The organism is Dyella sp. 2YAF14 (assembly GCF_052114725.1).
In the GTDB taxonomy this organism is placed as follows: Bacteria; Pseudomonadota; Gammaproteobacteria; order Xanthomonadales; family Rhodanobacteraceae; genus Dyella.
On record NZ_JBFRFH010000003.1, the window covers coordinates 373,362 to 388,698 of the forward strand.

A 15,337-nucleotide genomic window follows, 5' to 3' on the forward strand; every position below is an offset into this window, starting at 1 on the left:
ATCACCGGCGCCCATCCGGGCGCCGGTGGCAAACCGCGGCCCCCACTGCCAGTCATTCCGGCGTAGGCCGGAACGACGACAATGAGAGTGCGCGCAAGGCTTGAACAGCCTTAGAAATAAACCTGCGCCCGCATCTCGAAAATGCGCGGATTCACCTGCAGCCTGCCCCGATCACTGAAGGCCCACACATAGTTAGCCTGGAACTTCAGGTGCTCGCCGATATACCAGTTCGCGCCGGCCGTCCAATCGTGTTCCTTGCCGCCCGTGATGGCGCCATCATTGAGATCCAGCTCGCTATAGCGCACCGCCAACTCCACCGCGCCCCAGGCGTGTGTCGGTCGCACCGCCTGCAGGTCGCGGCCGTTGTAGCGACGGTCGGCCACGTTGCCGTCGCTGTAGAAGCGCGACTCGCCGGTGAGCGTCCAGGTAGTGAACACATAGAAACCGTTCACCTCGACATTGGGCTTGCCATTGCTGCGATCCACCTGCGCCTGCAGATACTCGCCCTGCAGCGACCAAGGCCCCTGGATCCACAGTGCCTCTAAGCCCTGGCGATCGACACTTTTGCCATAGGGCAGATTGCCGGTATCCACCAGACGCACGGGCGAAAGGCCATCTTCCGGCCGCGCGCGCAGCCGGGCTGAAGGCGGCACCGAGCCCTCGTCGGCCCAATCGAGCTTTTCGCGTGACGCGGACAGGCCCAGGTGCAAGACATGGCCGGGCTTGTTGAGCGGTATCCACGCGGCACGTGCAGCCCAGGTGCGCCCCGGATTGTTGCCGTCGAAATCCTTGCGCCAGAAATAGTCGCCGACGTTGAGGATGAAATGCGGCCTCACCCAGGCCCAGTCGAAACCCGCGCGACGTCCTTCCCACACGGCCTGCGTGGGCAAGGCGGTTTCGACAAACGTGGTGGCGGACGAACTGGTCACGCCTTCGAAACCCACCGGCGTTTTCGAATAGCCGAAGCGGAAGTTGCCGATGTCCTCGCCGATCACGCCGCTGCTGCGAAAACGCACGAAGGTATCGACCCACTGCCTGGCCTGGAAGTCGTATTGCACGATGGCGTCGTACACGCCCGGCTTGCGCAGGTAGAAACCCAGATAGCGACGCCGGTTGGTACTGGCGTCTTCGAACTTGCCGGCGTCGTTGGAGAATTGATTGACGTCGTACTGATAAAGCACGGCCAAGCCAAAGTCCGTGCCATCGGATGCGGTCACGTGCGTGGGCCAGTTGCTGTAGAAGTCATAGTTGTCCGCGAGACAACACACCGGCCAGGCGCAGGCGATCGCCATGACGGCGAGTGCGCGACGCAAGGTGACGGCGGTCTTTGCGGACAGGGCTGGATTCATGGTCTCGCCTCCCAACGAGTAAAAACATGCTGTCCAATCGGCGCCAGAGCAGGAAATGACTTTTGTGCATATGCACATGGCCTTCATCTCGCCAGCAGCCCTGTGGCCTGAAGCAATTTACCGGCCCATTGGCCGCGCTTCCTGACATCGCTGCTTGACGGGACTCGGACGCAGTCACGAAAGCTCGACGCCTGCCGACGCAACCTGATGCTGTAGCGGATCACAAGGCGCGAGGGCCGTGTACCCGACGCTTATCGTCCACAACGCAAAGATCCACACCGGCGTCGCCCAGCGGCCCGAGGTGCAGGCATTGGCCGTCAACGGGCGGCGCATCGCCGCCGTCGGCACCAACGGCCAGATACGCTCGCTCGCCGGCCCTGCCACCATGGTGATCAATGCAGGCGGGCGGCGCATCATTCCCGGCCTTATCGATGCGAACCAGCACCTGATCGCCACCGGCCTGGACTACAACCAGCAACTGCGCTGGGACGGCGTGCCCAGCGTGGACGCAGCACTGGGCATGCTGGCCGACCAGGTGGCGCGCACGCCGCCTGCGCAATGGGTACGCGTCGTGGGCGGCTTCGGTGAACACCAGTTCGCCGAGCATCGGCTGCCGACGCTTGAGGAATTGAACCGCATCGCCCCCTCCACGCCGGTCTATGTGCAGCACCTGCAGGATCGCGCCCTGCTCAACGCAGCGGCCATCGCTGCCTGCGGCTATGACGGGCAGACGCCGGATCCACCGGGCGGCCATATCGAATGGGACGACCAAGGCGTGCCCACCGGCCTGCTGCTCGCCACGCCGACGCCGGAAATCTTTCGCGACGCGCTCGCTCACGCACCTGTGCTGCCGCACGAATACCAGATCAACAGCCTGCGCCAGAGCATGCGCGAACTCAATCGATTGGGCATCACCAGCGTCATCGATGCCGGCGCCGCGCATTTGCGTTACCCGGACGATTACAAGGCCGTGGAAGAACTCGCCCAGCATCATCTGCTCACCGTGCGCGTGTCCTATCACTTGTCCGCGCAGACTCCGGGCGGCGAAACCGGCGACTTCCTGCACTGGTGCACCATCAACCACTACGGCGATGGCGACGAACTGTTCCGCTTCAACGGCGCAGGCGAAGTGCTGGTGCATGACGCCATGGATCACGACGACTTCCGTCAACCGCCGCCGGTCCTCACCGCCCAGACGGGCACCGAGCTCAAAGACATCGTCAGCCGGCTGGTGGCGCGCAGCTGGCCCTGGCGCATGCATGCCGTCTACGAGGAGACCATCGAGATGGCCCTGGAGGCTTTCGAACGGGTCGAAGCGGAAATGACACTGCGCGCCCTGCCCTGGTTTTTCGATGGCGCCGAGACGATCAGCGCGAGAAACATCGAGCGCGTCGCCCGGCTTGGCGGCGGTATCAACCTGCAGCCGCGCATGGCCTATCAGGGCGAGTACTTTCTCGAACGCCACGGTCCGGATGTCGCGGCACACACGCCGCCGATCCGTCGCATGCTCGATGCCGGCCTGCATGTCGGCGTCGGTTCGGGCGGCAGCACGGCGGCAAGCATGGATCCGTGGACCACGCTCTACTGGCTTACCACCGGCCGCACGCTGGGTGGCAGCACCCTCTATCCGCCCGAACAACGCCTGGACCGCACCCAGGCGCTCGCCCTGCATACGCGAGCCAACACCTGGTTTTCCGGCGAAGCAGGCAGCAAGGGCCAGCTCGATATCGGCCAGTACGCCGACTTCGCCGTGCTCTCGCAGGATTACTTCAGCGTGGCCGACGAAGACATCCGCCAGATTGAGGCCGAGCTCACCGTGATGGATGGCCGCGTGGTCTACGCGCAAGGAGACTTTCGCGCGTTCGATCTGGCCCAGCCGATGCCGTTGCCGGAATGGTCGCCGGTCAATCACGGCGGCGGATGCTGGCGGCAACGTCACCACGCGGAACAAGGCCATCCCATCGCCTCGAGTTCGCGCGATGGCGGCCGCGCCCAAGGATGAAGGCGCAGCCGCCGCACGGCCTGTATCCAGCTCAGAAGCGCAGGCGGGCGAACAACGAAGGCCCCTGCAACTTCATATCCAGATTCGCCTGGTAGGACGGATGGTTCTGGTCGAGGCGAATGCGCGTATAGCTGTATTCGGCACCCACGCCGAGGTTCTCGATCGGAAACCACTCCAGGCCGAGGGCCGCGTTATAGATATGGCCCGCGAGGTTGCCGCCGTTCTTCTTTACGCCATAGGCATCGGCGTAAATGCGGAAGTTGTGCGAGAACGCGTGCCGCCAACCCAGCTGCAACACCGGCGCCCAGGCCGTCTCGTGGGTGCTGGCCACGGCGCTGCCGCCGAAGCCGTCGATATCGGCCTGTCCCTCCACCCGGGCCTTCACGCCGTAATACGCCGCGCCGATACCAAGGCCGAACACATCGCTGCCCGTGCCAAACCACCAGCGATAGGCTGCGCTGCCGAAGTTGAAGTTGAGTTTGCCGTCCACGCTGGCGGAGGCGGGAAACGTCGTGCCGTCATAGCTGATGTCACGACTGATCGAGCGGCCGTGCGTGCGATTGATGCCGAAGAAATCGAACGAGAATCCCTGATGATCGCCGATCAGGAAATCCAGCCGCGCGCGCGGAACCGCTTTATGCTCCTGGAAGCCCAGATCGTCCTCCAGACTGAAGTGACCGTTGTAGCCGTTGATGATGCCGCTGCGACCGGTCGCGCCAATCTGCGTCTGCGTATCGGAGTAGAACGCACCCAGCCAGATGCTGACACGGTCGAGTGCTGCGGATGGGTCGGCAAAAGCGGGGACGCTGCCGAATGCGGTAAGGGTTACAAGTGCAAGACGAGTGCAAAGCCGCGTTTTGTTTTTCTGTTGTTTCATCGATGGTCTCCCTGGGCGGTGCACGCACCCTAAGGAGACAAATGTCGACTGCTGGTCCCCGCAATGTGACCGTTACGCAAAGACGCATATCAACAGTCAGCGTTGTTGCCATCTTGTACGCGACGTCTCGACGAGACTCGCACGAGTTCTGCATAGCGCCTTGGCACGATGCGCACGCCTGGTACACATAAGTCGAGGAAACGCCAACAAAGGTCACTCTTGGGATGTTCGACCATATCGAACATGTTCATCGGAAACATGGCACGGCAAGGCCAACGGGAAGTCGCATCATTTCCCCATCGACCACACATCCATCCACGGAGCACGCCATGAACCGTTTCACCGACAAAACCATCCTCGTCACCGGCGGCAACAGCGGCATCGGCCTTGCCACCGCCCAGGCCTTCGCGGCGGAAGGTGCCCGCGTAGTCATCACCGGCCGCGATGAAGCCGCACTCGAACAGGCCCGCGCCAGCATCGGCGCCCAGGCCATTGCCATCCGCAACGACGCCAGCAGCGTGACGGGCGCCAGGGAGCTGGCCAGCGCGCTGAGCGCCAAAGGCCTGCGCCTGGACGGCATCTTCCTCAATGCCGGCATCGCCAAGCTGGCACCGTTTGAAACCGTGGACGAAGCGCTGTGGGACCAGACCTTCAACGTCAACGTGAAGGGCCCCTATTTCCAGATCCAGTCGCTGCTGCCGCTGCTCAACAAGGGTGCGTCCATCGTCATCAACGGCTCGATCAACGCCCATATCGGCATGCCGACCTCGTCGGTTTACGCCGCCAGCAAGGCCGCGGTGATTTCGCTGGCCAAGACCTTGTCGGCGGAACTATTGCCGCTGGGTGCGCGCGTCAACGTGGTGAGCCCGGGACCGGTGGAAACGCCGCTCTACGGCAAGCTCGGCATGGACAAGGCCACGCTGGAAGCCACCGCCGCGCAGATCCAGTCGCAGGTACCGCTGGGTCGCTTTGGCACTCCCGCTGAAATCGCCTCGACCGTCTTGCACCTGGTCGCACCGGAATCGGCCTTCATCGTCGGCACCGAGATCATCACCGACGGCGGTATGAGTCAGCTGTAAGCCATCTGCCCGGCCGCACCCGCGGCCGGGTCTACCAGGGAGTTCACGATGAAGACCTTGCATTGGATGCGCCGCCTTGCGGTGGCGTTGCTGGCCTCGCTCGCCCTTCAGGCAGCGGCTAGCGCCAAGACACCAACCATCGAACAACACACGGCCAACGCCAACGGCGTGCAACTGCATTACCTACAGGCCGGCCAAGGCTCGGACACGCCCGTGATCCTGCTGCACGGCTACGCCGAAACCAGCCATATGTGGCTGCCGCTGATTGCCAAGCTCGACGACCGCCGCACGGTGATCGCACCCGACCTTCGCGGCGCCGGCGATTCATCGATGCCCGCCTCGGGCTACGACAAGAAGACCATGGCGCAGGACATCCATGCCCTGGTGCAGCAACTGGGCTATCACAAGGTGAAAATCGTCGGCCATGACATCGGCCTGATGGTGGCCTATGCCTATGCCGCGCAATACCCGGACGAGGTGGACAGCATCGTGTTGATGGATGCGTTTCTCCCCGGCGTGGGCGACTGGCAGAAAGTGTGGCTGCTGCGCGACAAGTGGCATTTCAACTTCTACGGCGAAACGCCGCTGAAACTGGTCGACGGGCGCGAACGCATCTACTTCGAGCATTTCTGGAACGACTTTGCCGCCGATCCCAAACACTCGATGTCCGAAGCCGATCGCCAGTACTACACCCAGCAGTACGCCCGGCCGGGTCGCATGAAGGCTGGCTTCGAATACTTCCACGCCTTCCCGCAGGACGCCGAGGATTTCGCGGGCTTCGCCAGGCAGCCGCTGACCATGCCGATGCTGGTGCTCGCCGGTGAAAAAGCTTCGGGCGATTTCCTCATCGCCCAGGCCAGGCTGGTCGACACCCATGTGCAGGGCGTGATCATCAAGGGTTCGGGCCACTGGCTGATGGAAGAAGCCCCCGCGCAGACCATCTCCGCGCTGGTCGGCTTCCTCAACAACGACAGCAACGCCCAGGCCCAGCGCTGAGCTTTCCATGGTGACGACGCGGCCGGCCCTTGCCGGCCGCGTTCCGTTATCTGCGTCTCAGCCCTGCCAGGACGCCAGCGCCACCAGCCACCGTGTTTTCTGGAAAAATCACCCCCATATCGCTGGCACGGCCAGTACGGCAGACGGGTGAACACGTGATAGAGCTGGTGGGTTTCGACGGTGACGACACGCTGTGGCACAGCGAGGGTTATTACCAGTCGGCGCATGGTGAGTTCGAGCGCATCGTGGGCGAGTACATCGATCTGGTCGATGTACGCGTGCACGAGCGACTGCTCGCCACCGAGCGCCGCAACATCAAATTGTTCGGCTACGGCGCCAAGGGCATGACCTTGTCGATGCTGGAATCGGCCATCGACATCACCGGCCAACGCATCAGCGCTGCCGATCTGCACCGCATCATCGAACTGGGCAAGCAGGTCCTTGCGCATCCGGTGGATCTGCTGCCGGGCATCCGTGCCGCAGTGGAAGCCGTGGCCCAGCATCACCGTGTGGTGCTGATCACCAAGGGCGACCTGTTTCATCAGGAACAGAAGGTCGCCAGCAGCGGGCTGGCCGATCTGTTCCATCGCATCGAGATCGTTTCGGAGAAGGACGAGCGCGCCTATCGCAACGTACTGGAGGAATTCCAGCTCTCGCCGACACGATTCGCCATGGTCGGCAATTCGCTGCGCTCGGACATCGCACCCGTGGTCGAGCTCGGTGGCTGGGGCGTGTACATGCCCTACCACGTGACCTGGGCGCACGAGACCGATACGGATTTCGTCGACCACACTTCGCGCGTGGTGCAGGTGGCTGATCCCACCGGCATCGCCAGCGCCCTGGAGGAGTTGCAGCAACGTGCCGTCGCCTGATCTCGATCTCGACCTGTCCATCGATGCCGGCGCCGCCAGCATCGAGCGAGACCGCGCGCGCCTGCGCGAGTTCGTGCACGCGCATCCACGCCTGTTCGTGCTCACCGGTGCCGGCTGCAGCACGGATTCGGGCATACCCGATTACCGCGACACCGACGGCGGCTGGAAACGGCCGCAGCCGGTGACCTATCAAGCCTTCATGGGCGAAACCGCCACGCGCCAGCGTTACTGGGCACGCAGCCTGGTGGGTTGGCGCCGCTTTGGCCGGGCGCAACCCAATGCCACCCACCGCGCACTGGCGCGACTGGAACAGCAGGGACGCGTGACCACCCTGCTCACCCAGAACGTGGACGGCTTGCACCAGGCCGCAGGCCATCAAAGCGTCATCGACCTGCATGGGCGACTGGATGAAGTGCGCTGCATGAGCTGCGACCTGCGGCTGCCCCGCGACACGTTTCAGCAGTCGCTGGTGGAACACAATCCCGCCTGGGCCTTGCTCGATGCCGGCGATGCCCCGGACGGCGACGCCGATCTGGACGGCCGCGATTTCACGCAGTTCGTCGTGCCTCCCTGCCCGGCCTGCGGCGGCATCCTGAAGCCGGACGTGGTGTTCTTCGGTGAAAACGTGCCACGCCATCGCGTTGACGCCGCCGTCACATCGCTGAACGACGCGGACGCCATGCTGGTGGTGGGATCGTCCCTGATGGTGTTTTCCGGCTACCGCTTCGCGGCCGCGGCCGCGCGGGAGGGCAAACCCATTGCCGCCGTGAACCTGGGCAAGACCCGGGCCGACCCACTGCTCAGCCTCAAGATCGAACAATCATGCGCCGAGGCCTTGGCTTTTGTGTCATAGGGACGCGGCCCGATGCCGCTCGCGCATTGTGACCATTTGATGCAGAGTAGACATCCCGGTCGTCTGGAATCACTGCATGAATGCCAGGCTGCAACATCGCGCCGCGTCGCCGCGGTCTTCCTCGTCCCACGCCAAGAGTGGGCCGGGCAAGCCATCCGAGTTCGAGCGGATCTGCGAGGCGCTGGACGGCTATTTCGACAAGGCATTCGAGGCGCGCAAGCGTCTGCTTGAACAACCCTACGAGCCCAAGCTGTTGCATGCATGGCGCGTCAACCTGCGCCGCGTGACGGCCACGCTGAAAGACCTCGCCTCGCTTTCCGACGACGACTTGCGCGATGTGCTCGCCTACCTGCGCTCCTGCCGCGAATCCACCGGGCAATCGCGCGACCTCGACATCCTGGCGCAGGAAACCCTGCCCGCCTTTCTGGACAAGGAAAACGTCAAGCTTCCCGGCGTCGATGCCGCCACCAGGGCGCTTTCCGAGCGCCAGCAACAGGCGCACAAGCAGGCCGTGGTCGAACTCAAGAAGCACAATCTCGCAGCGTCGCTGCAGTCATGGCGCCACTGGGTGCAAACCGTCGAACCGCCGACCGACAACCAGGTGCGCAAGCTGGCCGCCGCGGCCCTCCAGCAACGCTGGAATACGCTGAAGAAACGCGCCAGCAAACTCGATGGCGGCCAGAAGCGCCTGCATCGTTTGCGCAGCGCCACCAAAAAGATGCGCTACAGCATCGAGCTCTATCAGCACGCCTTCTCCAAGCAGGCGACCTCGGCCTGGCTCAAGCAGCTGACCGAGCTGCAAAGCGGCCTTGGCCTGGCACACGACCGCATGACGGGACGCACGCTGATCCGCGACTTTCTCGTGGCGGAAGACACCCAGACCGTGCTCAAGCCGTTCCGCCAGTGGGGCAAGCGCACCGCTTACCACGCCTCGGAAGAGGCCATGCACTCATTGGCGAAGCTGGAAAAATTGAACTCTTTCTGGCGCAAGGCCGCGCACTGACGCTTAGCGCCGGGCGCGGAAAAACTCGCGCAACATAGTCGACGAATCATCCGCCAACAGGCCGCCCTCCACCGCAATGCGGTGATTGTGGCGATCGGAGATCAGCGTATCGAACACGCTGCCGGCGGCGCCGGTCTTCGGATCGGTCGCCCCATACACCACGCGCCCGATGCGCGCATGCACCAGCGCCATCGAACACATCGCGCACGGCTCCAGCGTCACGTACAAGGTGGCGCCGGGCATGCGGTAGTTGGACAGTTTTTCGCCCGCGGCGCGCAAAGCCATGATTTCCGCATGGGCGCTGGGATCGTTCAGCGTGATATTGCGGTTCCAGCCCAGCCCGATGATCTCATCGCCCTGCACCAGCACCGCGCCCACTGGCACTTCGTTCTCCGCATCACGCGCGTGCGCAGCGAGCTGCAGCGCGCGGCGCATGTAGCGTTCGTCTTCGTCGGAAAACGCCGGGGCTGGCGAGGGTGTCTGATCGGTCATCAAAAAGGCTATGAAGGCGTGCGAAACCACCATTCTACTGCCTAGATCGCCGAGGTGATCCCGATGACGAAATCGAGAAATGCACGCACCTTGGCCGATGGGTGCTGGCGCGAGGGATACAGCGCGTACAGCGGGAAGCGCTCATCGGGCCAGTCCGGGAACAGATCCACCAACTGGCCACGGGTCACCAGCGGCCCGGCCGCCACCGCCATCACCTGAGCAATGCCATAGCCGGCCACGCAGGCGCTGTGCATGCTGCCGCCATCGTTGACCACCAGCCGCCCCGAGGTTTTCACCGATAGGCGCTTGCGCTTGCGATGAAACTCCCACGGAAAGGTGTGCCCCGTCGCCGGATCGCGAAATTCGATGCAGATATGCCGGTCGCCCTCCAGCTCCTGCGGATGCGCAGGCCGCCCATAGCGGCGCAAATAAGCCGGCGAAGCCACGGTGAGGATGCGCGTCTCCAGCAGCTTGCGCGCCACCAGGCTGGAATCGGGCGGCTCGCCGAAACGCACGGCCAGGTCGAAGCCGTCGGCGACGATGTCGCCCAGCTGGTCGCGCGTGGCCAGCTCCACCTCGAGCTGCGGATGAGCCTCCATGAACTCGCCCACGCGCGGCGCCAGTACCAGCCGCGAAAACAGTGGATCCATATGCACGCGCAGTCGCCCGCGCACCATCGTGGCGCCTTCGGCCGCGCTCGCGGCGGCCTCTTCCAGCCCGGCCAGCAAGGGCATCACCTGGGCGTGGAAACGACGTCCTTCATCAGTGAGACGCACGGATCGTGTCGTGCGATCGAACAGCCGTATGCCCAGCCGTGCTTCGAGCCGCGCGATGGCACGGCTGACGCCGGGCGGCGACATGTCCAGCGCCTCGCCAGCGGCGGCAAAGCTGCCGCCATCGACCACGGCGGTGAACACGCTCATGCCGTTCAAGATGCGCTCGTCGAAGGCCATGCATTCATGCCCTTTTGTCACTTATCCATTGTCATTGATGTTATCGCGAAACCAGTGGCAGACGCGGAAAATCCTCATCCGAACGCGGCACGCGCCGCCCCTTGAGGATCCGAACATGTATGCAGTCATGGGTATCACCGGCCAGGTTGGCGGCCAGGTAGCAAATGAACTGCTGGCCGCCGGCCAGCGCGTACGGGCGATCGTTCGCGACGAGGCCAAGGCAGCGCCCTGGATCGGGCGCGGTTGCGATACGGCGATCGCCACGGCCAACGATGCCGACGCGCTGGCAGCCGCGTTCGCCGGCACGCGCGGCATATTCCTGATGATCCCGCCCGACTACGACCCCGCCCCTGGTTTTCCCGCTGTCCAAGAGATCATTGCCGCCGTACAGCAGGCCGTCCTAAAAGCCCGCCCCGGCAAGCTGGTATATCTCTCCACCGTCGGCGCCCACGTGGACACGTTCTCGCTGTTGAACAACGGCCGGATGGTCGAGTCCGCGCTTCGCGAACTGCCCCTGCCCACCGCCTTTGTGCGCCCCGGCTGGTTTATGGAGAACGCCGCATGGGACGTCAGCGCCGCTCGCGCCGGCCTGATTCCCAGCTATCTGCAGCCCCTGGACCACGCCATCCCGATGGTCGCCACCGCGGATATCGCGCGTACCGTGGCAAGCACTCTGCAGGACACCTGGCAAGGCACACGCGTGATCGAACTCGAAGGACCGCGGCGTTACTCCGCACTGGACATCGCCAGCGGCTTTGCTGCCGCGCTGGGCCAGCCTGTGCGCACCGAACCGGTGCCTCGCGACTCCTGGGAACACCTGTTCCGCACCCAAGGTATGCAACACCCTGAGGGCCGCATGCGTATGCTTGACGGCTTCAACCAGGGCTGGATCGACTTCGAACACGGCCAGGCCGGCTCGCACAAAGCATCGACAACGTTGGAACATGTCCTGCGCAATCTGGTCGAACGATCACCCTGACTCACGGCTCAGCAGGCAACCCTCATGACTTCGAACACGCAGCAAACCGCTCTCATCATCGGCGCCTCCCGTGGCCTGGGACTCGCCTTGGCGGCTGAATACCTCAAGCGCGGCTGGCAGGTCATCGCCACCGTGCGCGGCCCAAACCACACGCCGCTGCATGACCTCCAGGCATCGTCCGGCCAGCGGCTGGAGATCGAACACCTGGACATCGATGCACCCGAGCAGATCGCCGCGCTGCGTGCCCACCTGAAAGGCCGGGCGCTGGACGTATTGTTCGTCAACGCCGGCGTCGCCATCGAGGCAGACAAGCCCATCGGCGAAGTCAGCACCGAGGGCTTCACCCGCATGATGGTGACCAACGCGCTCAGCCCCATGCGCGTCGTCGAAACGCTCGATGCCCTGGTGGCGCCCGACGGCGCCATCGTCGTCATGTCGTCCGGCCTCGGCAGCGTGGCCAACAATATCGATGGCGGCTGGGAGTCTTATCGCGCCAGCAAGGCTGCGCTCAACACGCTCATGCGCAGCTACGCCTCCCGCCAGCCCGACCCCGGCCGCAGCTTGCTGCTTATCGCACCAGGCTGGGTGCGCACCGACATGGGCGGCCCCGACGCGGCGCTCGACGTCAGCGAAAGCATTCCGCTGGTGGTGGACGTGGTGACCCAGCAGACCGGCCGCAGTGGCCTGCAATTTCTCAACCGGCTGGGGGAGACCATGCCCTGGTGAGGGCACTACCTGGCCAGGTGAAACGGTGCCGTGGTGAACGGCACCGTCGTCGGCTAGAACGTCACCCGTAATCCCACTCGCATGGCGCCCTGCTGGCCATTCGACGAAGGGATGAAATACGGCAGGGCCGCCACCGCCATCTGGCCCGTCGAATCACGCCCCGTGGCCTGCTGGCGGTACAGCAAGGCATACAGCAACACTTGCTTGGATAGGCTGTACCAGGCGCCGGCATTCCACTGCTGGTAGGTCGCAGTCTGGGCCTTCGTGTAGTCGTATGAAGCGCCAAGCATCCACGCCGGGTTCAAGCGGTAAGTGGCCAGCAGTTCGTAGTTGTTGAAGGTCGCCGTGCCCGAAAACGGCGTCGATGAGGTGCGCACGACGTCCTCGAATCGGGTCGAGGTATAGGTGAAACCAGCCAGTACCGGCCCCCACAGATAATTCACGCCCGCACCGAACTCCACCCGCGTCTGCGCCGACACATAGCCGCTGAAGATGGGACTGGCGATCGGATTGCTGAAACTCGCGCCCGCCACAGGAACCGATCCCGCGTCGTAAAGCGTCGTCGCGGGCTTGCCGATGCGCGAATAGAAGGCACTGGAAGTGAGCGCCTCGTTCGCATAGCTCACGCTGGCCGAACGCTTGCTGCCCACGGAAGGCTCGCTCCCGCCGCCGGCGGGACCAAACAAGGCCGCGAACTTGAATCCGTCAAACACCGGCGAGTTGTATTTGATGACGCCGGTGAGTGAGTAGCTGCCCCACATATTGTCTTCGTCCGACGCATGCGTGGCCGCCACGCCGCCGAAACGTCCCGCACCCGACAAGCCGATCAGCGAATCAAGCGCGAGATCGTATTGGCGGCCCACCGTGATCGTGCCGTAGGGAGACTCCAGCCCCGCAAAAGCCTGGCGACCAAACAGACGACCGCCATTGGCAAGCTTGCCCGTGTTGATGTCGAAGCCACCTTCCACACGACCGATCACGCGATAGCCGTTATCCAGCTTGTAGTCGGCCAGCAGTCCAAACTTGCTGCTGCCCAGGGAGCCGTTGGTCAGCTTCAGCTGGCTATGCCCCGACTGGTTGGTGGTGTAAGTGAGGCCGTCGTCCAGGACGCCATAGAAGGCGACATTCTCGGCGTGGCACGTCAGCGCCGTCGTCAACGCGAGCCCGGCAAAAATCCTTTTCATGAGCAATCCACCCCTGTGCATTGAACAGACGATTGAGTGATGGCGCGCGACCTTCCCCGTGTCGCTTGAAAGCGCGCGCTGCTTTAACCGGCGAGCAGCGCCGGCACTGCCGTGTGGGCAATGATTCGAACGACATCGATATCGATATGGACGTAGCGCTCCGGCGCATCGAGCATGTTCAAACTGCCGAGCACCCTGCCTTGCCAGCGCAGCGGCATGTTCACCACGCTGCCCAGGCCCAGAAAGGCCAGGCGTTCGTGGTGAGCGAACACGCAAGCGAGTTCTTCTTCGCAATGACCCACGAACGGCAAGCCCCAATGCAAGACCTGATCGGCCCAGGCCGGTGATGCCACCGGATCGGTCGCCCCTTCGGGATAGGTGGCCGGATCGCTGGAATAAAGGCGGGTGGCGACCGTGCAGGCTTCGTCATAGACCAGCACCGTCAGCAAGCGGTGCCCAACCAGGCGTTGCAACGCTGCGTCAACGGCCCGGAACACATCGCGCGAGCGCCGGGCGTGGAAACAGGCGCGTTCGATCACGCCCAGTTCGTCGGACAGGCAATCGCTCATCGACTGCCCTCCTCGGCGGCGATCGCTTCCAGCGAGCGGCCTTTGGTTTGCGGACCAAGCACGATCACCGCGCAGACACCCGCCGCCAGCACCACCGTGGTCATGGCGAACACGCCGCCAAAGCCCAGCACCGGATACAGCAGCCCGACCAGCAAGGGCGCACTGATCGCGCCGATGCGCCCCACCGCCGACGAACTGCCGGCACCGATCGCACGGATCGCGGTGGGAAAGATTTCTGCCGTGTAAGCGTAGACGCCGGCATAGGCGCCATTCATCGCAAACGAGAGGCACGCGCCGGCCAACAGGATCGCCTGATGATCGTGGGCGAAAGCCATCGCCAGGGCAAAGGCGGTACCCAGCGTCATATACAGGACGATGGTGCCCTTGCGCCCGATTTTTTCATTCAGCAGTGCGGCTGAGAAATAGCCAGGAATCTGCGCCAGATAGATGATGAACGAGTAGCCGAAGCTCTGCGTGATGCCCATGCCCTTCTGCATCAGCAGGCCGGGAATCCAGGTGAAAAACAGGTAGTAACTGAAGGTGAGCGAGAGCCACATCAGCCACGCCATCGCCGTGATACGCGCCTGCCTGCCGTGCCACAGGCCTTGCAGCAAGACCTTCAATGACGGTAGTCCCAGGTCCTTCCCGCGCGGCGCCAGCGCCGCCTCACCTGCCGTGTCGCGTAAAGGCGTGCGCTGATCGAAGGTCGACTCGATCTTGGCGATGATCGCCCTGGCCTCTGCATGTCGTCCGCGACTTTCGAGCCAGCGTGGCGATTCATCGAGCGATCGCCGCCACCACAGCAACATGCCCACTGGCAACGCGGTGATGATGAGCACGACCCGCCAACCCTCCGCGGATGAGCGGACGACGAAGTAGCCGAGCGCCGCCGCGGCAACAAAACCGAACGAGAAGAATCCGGTGAGCGCACCGACGAAGGTGCCGCGATAGCGCTTGGCTACAAACTCCGCCAGATACGGCGCAATGATCGCGCTCTCGGCACCCGTGCCGATGCCGGCGACGATGCGCAAGACCAGGAACATCGACCACGACGTCGACCACGCCGAGGCCAGCGAAGCCGCCGCATAGATGGCCAGCGCATACATCATCACGCGACGCCGGCCGAACACGTCGCCGAGCAAACCCGCGCCAAGCGCACCGAAGAAGAAACCGATGTACGCCACGCTGCCCAGCACGCCGGTCTGCGCGCTGCTCAAGCTCCATAGCGAGCGCAGCACCGGCAGGATGAAGGCCAGTACGGCGGTGTCCATCGCATCGAATGCGTAGCCCAGGCCGCCGATCAGGAACAGGCGGCGGTGGTAGCGGGCGTACGGCCAGCTTTCCGTTCTTGACGAAACGAATGACAAAGTAACCCCCATGCATCGGCAAGCGACGCTGTTTGA

At 63.8% G+C, this 15,337-nt stretch carries 15 protein-coding genes; 8 read left to right on the forward strand and 7 right to left on the reverse strand.

Translation table 11 applies throughout. From position 1 onward, the window contains the following. Positions 1–110: 110 nt before the first annotated feature. Positions 111–1,349 (reverse strand): OprO/OprP family phosphate-selective porin, encoded by a 1,239-nt coding sequence (locus tag AB4Y82_RS07845; protein WP_441602301.1) that lies wholly within the window; start codon positions 1,347–1,349, stop codon positions 111–113. Positions 1,350–1,587: 238 nt separating this feature from the next. On the opposite strand from AB4Y82_RS07845, the gene AB4Y82_RS07850 reads away from it, so the two are divergent. Continuing rightward, positions 1,588–3,351, forward strand: a complete 1,764-nt coding sequence (locus AB4Y82_RS07850; protein WP_441611207.1) for an amidohydrolase — start codon at positions 1,588–1,590, stop codon at positions 3,349–3,351. A gap of 31 nt (positions 3,352–3,382) precedes the next feature. Here the strand turns inward: AB4Y82_RS07850 and AB4Y82_RS07855 are convergent, their stop codons facing one another. Further along, positions 3,383–4,228 carry a hypothetical protein gene (locus tag AB4Y82_RS07855; protein WP_441611208.1) on the reverse strand — a complete coding sequence of 282 codons (846 nt, stop codon included), beginning with the start codon at positions 4,226–4,228 and terminating at the stop codon, positions 3,383–3,385. A gap of 329 nt (positions 4,229–4,557) precedes the next feature. On the opposite strand from AB4Y82_RS07855, the gene AB4Y82_RS07860 reads away from it, so the two are divergent. The 5 genes from AB4Y82_RS07860 to AB4Y82_RS07880 all read left to right on the forward strand — a co-directional run bounded on the left by AB4Y82_RS07860 (position 4,558) and on the right by AB4Y82_RS07880 (position 9,031). Beyond that, positions 4,558–5,307 (forward strand): SDR family oxidoreductase, encoded by a 750-nt coding sequence (locus tag AB4Y82_RS07860; protein ID WP_441602304.1) that lies wholly within the window; start codon positions 4,558–4,560, stop codon positions 5,305–5,307. 48 nt (positions 5,308–5,355) lie between these two features. Then, complete coding sequence (locus tag AB4Y82_RS07865; RefSeq protein WP_441602305.1) at positions 5,356–6,303, forward strand: alpha/beta fold hydrolase; 948 nt, start codon at positions 5,356–5,358, stop codon at positions 6,301–6,303. Between the two features lie 155 nt (positions 6,304–6,458). Continuing rightward, positions 6,459–7,175: an HAD family hydrolase gene (locus tag AB4Y82_RS07870; protein ID WP_441602306.1), complete on the forward strand. Its 717-nt coding sequence runs from the start codon at positions 6,459–6,461 to the stop codon at positions 7,173–7,175. 40 nt (positions 7,176–7,215) lie between these two features. After that, the gene (locus AB4Y82_RS07875) at positions 7,216–8,028 is read left to right on the forward strand and encodes an NAD-dependent protein deacetylase (RefSeq protein ID WP_441602449.1); all 813 of its coding nucleotides are present in this window, start codon (positions 7,216–7,218) and stop codon (positions 8,026–8,028) included. 76 nt (positions 8,029–8,104) lie between these two features. Further along, positions 8,105–9,031 carry a CHAD domain-containing protein gene (locus tag AB4Y82_RS07880; RefSeq protein ID WP_441602307.1) on the forward strand — a complete coding sequence of 309 codons (927 nt, stop codon included), beginning with the start codon at positions 8,105–8,107 and terminating at the stop codon, positions 9,029–9,031. Positions 9,032–9,034: 3 nt separating this feature from the next. Here the strand turns inward: AB4Y82_RS07880 and tadA are convergent, their stop codons facing one another. Then, positions 9,035–9,523 carry a tRNA adenosine(34) deaminase TadA gene (gene tadA, locus AB4Y82_RS07885; RefSeq protein ID WP_441602308.1) on the reverse strand — a complete coding sequence of 163 codons (489 nt, stop codon included), beginning with the start codon at positions 9,521–9,523 and terminating at the stop codon, positions 9,035–9,037. A gap of 41 nt (positions 9,524–9,564) precedes the next feature. Next, positions 9,565–10,476 carry a LysR family transcriptional regulator gene (locus tag AB4Y82_RS07890; RefSeq protein WP_441602309.1) on the reverse strand — a complete coding sequence of 304 codons (912 nt, stop codon included), beginning with the start codon at positions 10,474–10,476 and terminating at the stop codon, positions 9,565–9,567. On the opposite strand from AB4Y82_RS07890, the gene AB4Y82_RS07895 reads away from it, so the two are divergent. Further along, the gene (locus AB4Y82_RS07895; protein ID WP_441602310.1) at positions 10,445–11,455 is read left to right on the forward strand and encodes an NmrA family NAD(P)-binding protein; all 1,011 of its coding nucleotides are present in this window, start codon (positions 10,445–10,447) and stop codon (positions 11,453–11,455) included. The two genes, AB4Y82_RS07890 and AB4Y82_RS07895, sit on opposite strands and share 32 nt — an antisense overlap. Before the next feature lie 24 nt (positions 11,456–11,479). Then, a complete protein-coding gene (locus AB4Y82_RS07900; protein WP_441602311.1) occupies positions 11,480–12,181 on the forward strand; it encodes an SDR family NAD(P)-dependent oxidoreductase in 702 nt (233 codons plus the stop codon). A gap of 53 nt (positions 12,182–12,234) precedes the next feature. Here AB4Y82_RS07900 and AB4Y82_RS07905 read toward each other — a convergent pair whose 3' ends face one another. The 3 genes from AB4Y82_RS07905 to AB4Y82_RS07915 form a co-directional block, all read right to left on the reverse strand. After that, entirely contained in the window at positions 12,235–13,365 is a 1,131-nt protein-coding gene (locus AB4Y82_RS07905; protein WP_441602312.1) for a porin, read from the reverse strand. Between the two features lie 83 nt (positions 13,366–13,448). Next, positions 13,449–13,934, reverse strand: a complete 486-nt coding sequence (locus AB4Y82_RS07910; protein ID WP_441602313.1) for a GAF domain-containing protein — start codon at positions 13,932–13,934, stop codon at positions 13,449–13,451. After that, positions 13,931–15,301, reverse strand: coding sequence for an MFS transporter (locus AB4Y82_RS07915; RefSeq protein WP_441602314.1), 1,371 nt, complete (start codon positions 15,299–15,301; stop codon positions 13,931–13,933). Before AB4Y82_RS07915 ends, AB4Y82_RS07910 begins: the two co-directional genes overlap by 4 nt. Between the last annotated feature and the right edge of the window lie 36 nt (positions 15,302–15,337).

Excerpts from the sequence above, each read along its gene's own strand:
- AB4Y82_RS07845 (WP_441602301.1), bottom strand. The coding sequence starts at position 1,349 with ATGAATCCAGCCCTGTCCGCAAAGACCGCCGTCACCTTGCGTCGCGCA.
- AB4Y82_RS07855 (WP_441611208.1), bottom strand. The coding sequence starts at position 4,228 with ATGAAACAACAGAAAAACAAAACGCGGCTTTGCACTCGTCTTGCACTT.
- AB4Y82_RS07860 (WP_441602304.1), top strand. The coding sequence starts at position 4,558 with ATGAACCGTTTCACCGACAAAACCATCCTCGTCACCGGCGGCAACAGC.
- AB4Y82_RS07865 (WP_441602305.1), top strand. The coding sequence starts at position 5,356 with ATGAAGACCTTGCATTGGATGCGCCGCCTTGCGGTGGCGTTGCTGGCC.
- AB4Y82_RS07880 (WP_441602307.1), top strand. The coding sequence starts at position 8,105 with ATGAATGCCAGGCTGCAACATCGCGCCGCGTCGCCGCGGTCTTCCTCG.
- tadA (WP_441602308.1), bottom strand. The coding sequence starts at position 9,523 with ATGACCGATCAGACACCCTCGCCAGCCCCGGCGTTTTCCGACGAAGAC.
- AB4Y82_RS07895 (WP_441602310.1), top strand. The coding sequence starts at position 10,445 with ATGCCGTTCAAGATGCGCTCGTCGAAGGCCATGCATTCATGCCCTTTT.
- AB4Y82_RS07890 (WP_441602309.1), bottom strand. The coding sequence starts at position 10,476 with ATGGCCTTCGACGAGCGCATCTTGAACGGCATGAGCGTGTTCACCGCC.
- AB4Y82_RS07900 (WP_441602311.1), top strand. The coding sequence starts at position 11,480 with ATGACTTCGAACACGCAGCAAACCGCTCTCATCATCGGCGCCTCCCGT.
- AB4Y82_RS07905 (WP_441602312.1), bottom strand. The coding sequence starts at position 13,365 with ATGAAAAGGATTTTTGCCGGGCTCGCGTTGACGACGGCGCTGACGTGC.
- AB4Y82_RS07910 (WP_441602313.1), bottom strand. The coding sequence starts at position 13,934 with ATGAGCGATTGCCTGTCCGACGAACTGGGCGTGATCGAACGCGCCTGT.